Annotated in this window: 2 protein-coding genes; one reads left to right on the top strand and one right to left on the bottom strand. The window is 58.5% G+C overall.

What is annotated here, in order from left to right; genetic code table 11:
- Positions 1–320: 320 nt before the first annotated feature.
- Positions 321–4,232, bottom strand: a complete 3,912-nt coding sequence (gene hrpA, locus GHN86_RS22705; RefSeq protein WP_153383161.1) for an ATP-dependent RNA helicase HrpA — start codon at positions 4,230–4,232, stop codon at positions 321–323.
- A 199-nt stretch (positions 4,233–4,431) separates the two neighbouring features.
- Between hrpA and GHN86_RS22700 the strand changes: the two genes are divergently transcribed.
- Positions 4,432–5,325: a DMT family transporter gene (locus tag GHN86_RS22700; protein WP_323369629.1), complete on the top strand. Its 894-nt coding sequence runs from the start codon at positions 4,432–4,434 to the stop codon at positions 5,323–5,325.
- The last annotated feature ends 165 nt before the right edge of the window (positions 5,326–5,490 follow it).

Here is a 5,490-nt window from a genome sequence, read left to right as displayed (position 1 = left end):
CTCCGGTCCCGCTCCGTGGGCACGCCGTGACGGGCCATCCTTGGCCCAACACGGCTCTCCCGGCATCCATGCCGGTCCACCCACTCCGCAAAACCTCCACTCGGCCTCCCGATGGGGCGGCAGATCAACAGCCAAGTCAAAAGCCAGATCACAAGCCAGATCAAAAACTCGCTGGGGATCATGCTTGCGCTGACGAAGGCTGCGATCGAGCGCGAAGCGGTCGCAAAACAGATCACCTCGGCGTGTCAGGTTTTACCGCGGCTTTGCCGCAGATCGCAGCCTTCGTTCCTCGTCAGCGACTACAGGGTTGGGGTTTCTCGCTATGCCTCCACCAGACTCCATTGCTTGCTTAAACGCTTGTCCGAAATCGGCACTTTGGTGCCCAGTTGCTGACCAAACAGCGACACGCGGTACTCTTCCAGCCACCAGCGGTATAGCTCCAGTTGCGGATCACGTTTGCCTTCCTGGGCATGTTTGGTAGCCCGGGCCTGATACTGCGCCCACAAACCACTCAGTTCGCCACTCCAGACCCGGTCTTTCTGCACCTGACTTGGCAGTTTTTCCAATCGCAGTTCAATCGCTTTCAGATAGCGCGGCAGCTCCTTGAGCCACATCGCCGGGGTTTCACGAACAAACCCCGGGTAAACCAGATGACTCAATTGCTGCTTGATGTCATTCAAGGCCACCGCCTGAGCCAGATCAATCTTGCCCTTGAAGCGTTTTTGCAGGCCATGCCACAGTTTGAGAATCTCCAGCGTCAGCCTGGCCAGTTTTTCAGCGTGCTCGGTCCAGCCTGCGCGCTTACGCTCAGCCAGTGACGCCAGTCCGGCACCGTCACGGGGCAAACTCGCTTCACCGTCGAGGATGCACGAATCCAGGCTGGCCAGCAGAATGTCTTCGACCAGACTCTCGACCCGTCCCAACTCGCGGTACAGCAAGCCCAGCTCGGTCAGGCCCGGCAGTTTGCCGCGCAAGAACTTGGCGGGCTCGGCCAGTTGCTGCATCAATAAGCGCTGCAAGGCACGGCGGTGTTGGTACTCCGCTTCAGCCGGGGTCGAAAAGCGCCCTTCCTTGACTGTATTGCCCTCTTCCACCAGCGCCGGGTACACCGTCATCGATAAGCCCGCGATCTTCTGCTGGGTTTTTTCTGCCACGGGTGCAAACACCTTGGCCTCGACCGGCTGCTGGCTCTTTGCCGTTTGCGGCACCGCTAGCGCCGCCTGACTGGCTTGCGCGAAGCGCGCCGTCAACTCGGCCAGATCACGGCCTTCGCCGAGAAACTTACCGTCGCCATCGACAATTTCAAGGTTCATTTTCAGGTGATTTTCGACCTGCTGCGCCGCTTCGGCCCAGGCTTCATCACTGACCCGAGCGCCGGTCATGCGCAACAACTCGCGACCCAATGCCTGAGGCAACGAGCCTTCTGCAAAGGTCATGCGCTGCAAGGCCGCTTTGACAAAGTCCGGCACGGGCACAAAGTTTTTACGCAACGCCTTGGGCAGACTGCGCACCAGTGCAATGCATTTGGCCTCGATCATGCCCGGCACCAACCACTCCAGACGCTCAGGCGGCAATACCGGCAGCAACGGCGCAGGCACTTTGACCGTTACCCCGTCACGGGGATGGTTCGGTTCAAAGTGGTAGCTCAGCTCAAGGGTCAGGTCGCCAAGATGCAGAGTGTCCGGGAAATGCTGCGCGGTGATTTCAGTGGCTTCACGGGCCAGCACATCCTCCTCGCGCATGATCAGCAACTGCGGGTCTTTCTGACTGTTGACGCGATACCAGCTGTCAAAAGTCGCGGTCTGATGGATCTCAGCCGGAAGCCGTGCATCGTAAAACGCGTACAGGGTTTCTTCGTCCGCCAGAATGTCGCGGCGCCGGGCCTTGGCTTCCAATTCGTCGAGCTGTTCGAGCAACTTGGCGTTGGCCGTCAAACACTTGGCCCGTGACTGAATTTCGCCCCGCACCAAGCCTTCGCGGATAAACAGCTCACGGGACAGTACCGGATCAATCGGCCCGTAATGCACGGCACGGCGACCGACTACGATCAAGCCGAACAGGGTGATCTGCTCGTAGGCCACCACTTGCCCGCGCTTCTTCTCCCAGTGTGGCTCGAAGTAATTCTTTTTGATCAAGTGCCCGGCCAGTGGCTCAATCCAGTCCGGTTCGATTTTGGCGACCATACGCGCATACAGTTTGGTCGTTTCCACCAACTCGGCGGTCATCAACCATTGCGGGCGTTTTTTACCCAGGCCCGATGACGGATGTATCCAGAACCGGCGCTGACGCGCGCCAAGGTAATCGCCGTCCTCAGTCTTTTGCCCGATCTGACTGAGCAAGCCGGACAACACCGCCTTATGCAGTTTAGGGTAATCCGCTGGCTCTTTATTGACGCTGAGCTGCATGTCGCGGCAGATCAGACTCAATTGACGGTGCGAGTCGCGCCATTCGCGCAACCGCAAGTAGTTGAGGAAATTCTTTCGACACCAGTTACGCAACGGGCTGGCGGTCAACGCTTGACGCTGCTCTTCAAAGCCACGCCAGACATTGATCAGCGCGGCAAAATCGGAGTCGACATCTTTCCATTGCGCGTGCGCCTGATCCGCGGCTTGCTGACGCTCGGGCGGACGTTCACGCGGGTCTTGCACCGACATGGCGCTGGCAACGATCAACACTTCCTGCAAGCTGCCCAGCTTGGCCGCCTCCAGCAACATACGACCCATCCGCGGGTCGACCGGCAAGCGCGCCAATTGGCGGCCCAAGGGCGTCAGCTGATTCTCACGGTTAACCGCTGACAACTCTTGCAGCAGGTTAAAACCGTCAGTAATCGCCTTGCCATCCGGCGGCTCGATAAAAGGAAACTGGGTAATTTCGCCCAGACGCAGGTGCAACATTTGCAAGATAACGGCGGCCAGGTTGGTACGCAGAATCTCCGGATCGGTAAACTCGGGTCGCCCGTTGAAATCCTCTTCGCTGTACAAGCGCACGCAAATACCTGGCTCAACCCGCCCGCATCGACCTTTACGCTGATTGGCACTGGCTTGGGAAATGGCCTCAATCGGCAGCCGCTGAACCTTGGCCCGATAACTGTAACGGCTGATACGCGCCGTGCCGCTGTCGATCACATACCGGATGCCCGGCACCGTCAACGAGGTTTCGGCGACGTTGGTCGCGAGCACCACACGGCGCCCGGCATGGGACTGAAAAATCCGCTGCTGTTCGGCAGGCGTCAGACGTGCATATAGAGGCAGGATTTCAGTGTGCTTGAGCTGGGCTTTGCGCAGCATGTCGGCGGCGTCACGAATTTCGCGCTCGCCAGGCAAAAATACCAGCACATCGCCGGGGCTTTTGCGCTCGCTGCGCTCGAAGGCGGCAATCTCATCGAGGGTGGCGAGGATTGCCTGATCGACGCTCAAATCCTCCTCGACGCTGTTGCCCTCCTCGTCTTGCTCGCTGGTCAGCGGGCGATACCAGGTCTCGACCGGGAAGGTACGGCCTGACACCTCAACAATCGGTGCATCGTCAAAGTGCTTGGAAAAACGCTCAAGATCGATGGTCGCCGAGGTGATGATGACTTTCAGATCGGGGCGACGCGGCAACAGGATTTTCAAATAACCCAGCAGGAAATCGATGTTCAGGCTGCGCTCATGGGCCTCGTCGACAATGATCGTGTCATAGCGTTCCAGATAACGGTCGTGCTGGGTTTCGGCCAGCAATATACCGTCCGTCATCAACTTGACCAGCGTGTTGGAATCGCTTTGATCCTCAAACCGCACCTGATAACCGACCAACGCGCCCAGCGGCGTGGCCAGTTCTTCAGCCACCCGGCTGGCCACACTGCGCGCGGCAATCCGGCGCGGCTGCGTATGACCAATCAAGCCATGCTGGCCCCGGCCAATTTCCAGGCAGATTTTCGGCAACTGGGTGGTCTTACCCGAGCCGGTTTCACCGGCCAGAATCAGCACCTGATGCTTGAGCAGCGCGGCCTTGATCTCGTCGCGCTTGGCGGCAATCGGCAGATTTTCGTCATAACGAATCAACGGCACACTCGCCGCCCGCGCCTTGACCTGTTCGCACGACGCCTGCACGCGCTCTGCCCATGCGGCCAACTTGGCGTCATCAGGCTTTTTGCGCAGTTCATGCAACTGCCGGCGCAACTTGTGCCGGTCGGCAATCATGGCGTGATCGAGGTTTTTCAAGAGTTGGTCGATAGCAGGCGATTCGTCAGTCATCAGGTGCGCAGTAGTCTTGGTAAAGGCAGGGGGCGGATTGTCGCAGATTTACACGGTTGTGCACGAATCTGTAAGGTTGGATGACGCCTGATTGCGATTCGACTCACATGCTCATGCTCACCATTACGGTGAAAATCCGACTCACCTGAATCCCGGCATCACTTACACTGCCCGGCTTGAACCTTGTTGGGAAACTGCCGTGAGACTTGCCGATATTGTCCGAATGCTGTCGTTGGCGGGTATTTGGGGCGCCAGCTTTTTGTTTATGCGCATCATCGCTCCGGTTCTCGGGACTGTACCTACTGCGTTTTTTCGCGTGTCCATTGCCGCCACCGGCTTGCTGGTGATGCTGGCACTGATGCGGGTGCGCTGGAATTTTGATGGCAAATTCAAGGTCATTTTGATCCTCGGGGTCATCAACTCCGGCATTCCGGCCACGCTGTACTCGGTGGCGGCCCAAGTGTTGCCAGCGGGTTACTCGGCTATTTTCAACGCGACGACGCCGCTGATGGGCGTGTTGATTGGCGGCTTGTTTTTCAGTGAAAAACTGACCCTGACTAAACTGGCCGGGGTGTTTTTAGGGCTGTTGGGTGTGGGCGTTTTGACCCGTGCCGGGCCGGTAGCCTTCGATCTGGATTTGCTGATGGGCGCCCTCGCCTGCTTGCTGGCCACGACCTGTTATGGCTTTGCCGGGTTTCTCGCACGCCGCTGGCTGGATCAGCAAGGCGGCCTGGACCCACGTTTGTCAGCGTTGGGCAGCATGCTGGGGGCCACGTTGTTCTTGCTGCCGCTGTTTGCACTCAGCGTGGTTAATCAGCCGCCTGTCAGCTGGGGCGGGATGAGTGTCTGGTTGTCGTTGTTGGGGCTTGGGTTGGGGTGTACGGCATTTGCGTACATTTTGTATTTCCGGTTGCTGACCAGTATTGGGCCCGTCAAGTCGATGACAGTGACGTTTATGATTCCGCCGTTTGGCGTGCTCTGGGGCGCGTTGTTTCTGGGCGAGCCGCTGTCGATGGCCCATGTGTATGGCGGGGTGTTGATTGCCGTGGCGTTGTGGTTGGTGCTTAGGCCGGGGGTGGTTGCGAAGGGGTAACGTCTAGCTTCAAGCCTCAAGCTTTTAGCTTTTAGCTTTTAAAACGATCTCACTGCTGCCACCGAAACGTGAAACCAACTCTGAGGCGCCTCACAGGAGGCTGAACGCAGGTGCTGTTATGGGGGTGGCGAGGCAGGACGCCGAGCCAGCCGCGATCGGGCCAAG

Origin of the sequence: Pseudomonas helleri (genome assembly GCF_009600315.1) — a bacterium.
Taxonomy (GTDB): Bacteria; Pseudomonadota; Gammaproteobacteria; order Pseudomonadales; family Pseudomonadaceae; genus Aquipseudomonas; species Aquipseudomonas helleri_A.
The sequence above is the reverse complement of the archived record's forward strand: the minus strand, read 5'-3'. Positions and strand labels throughout refer to the sequence as shown.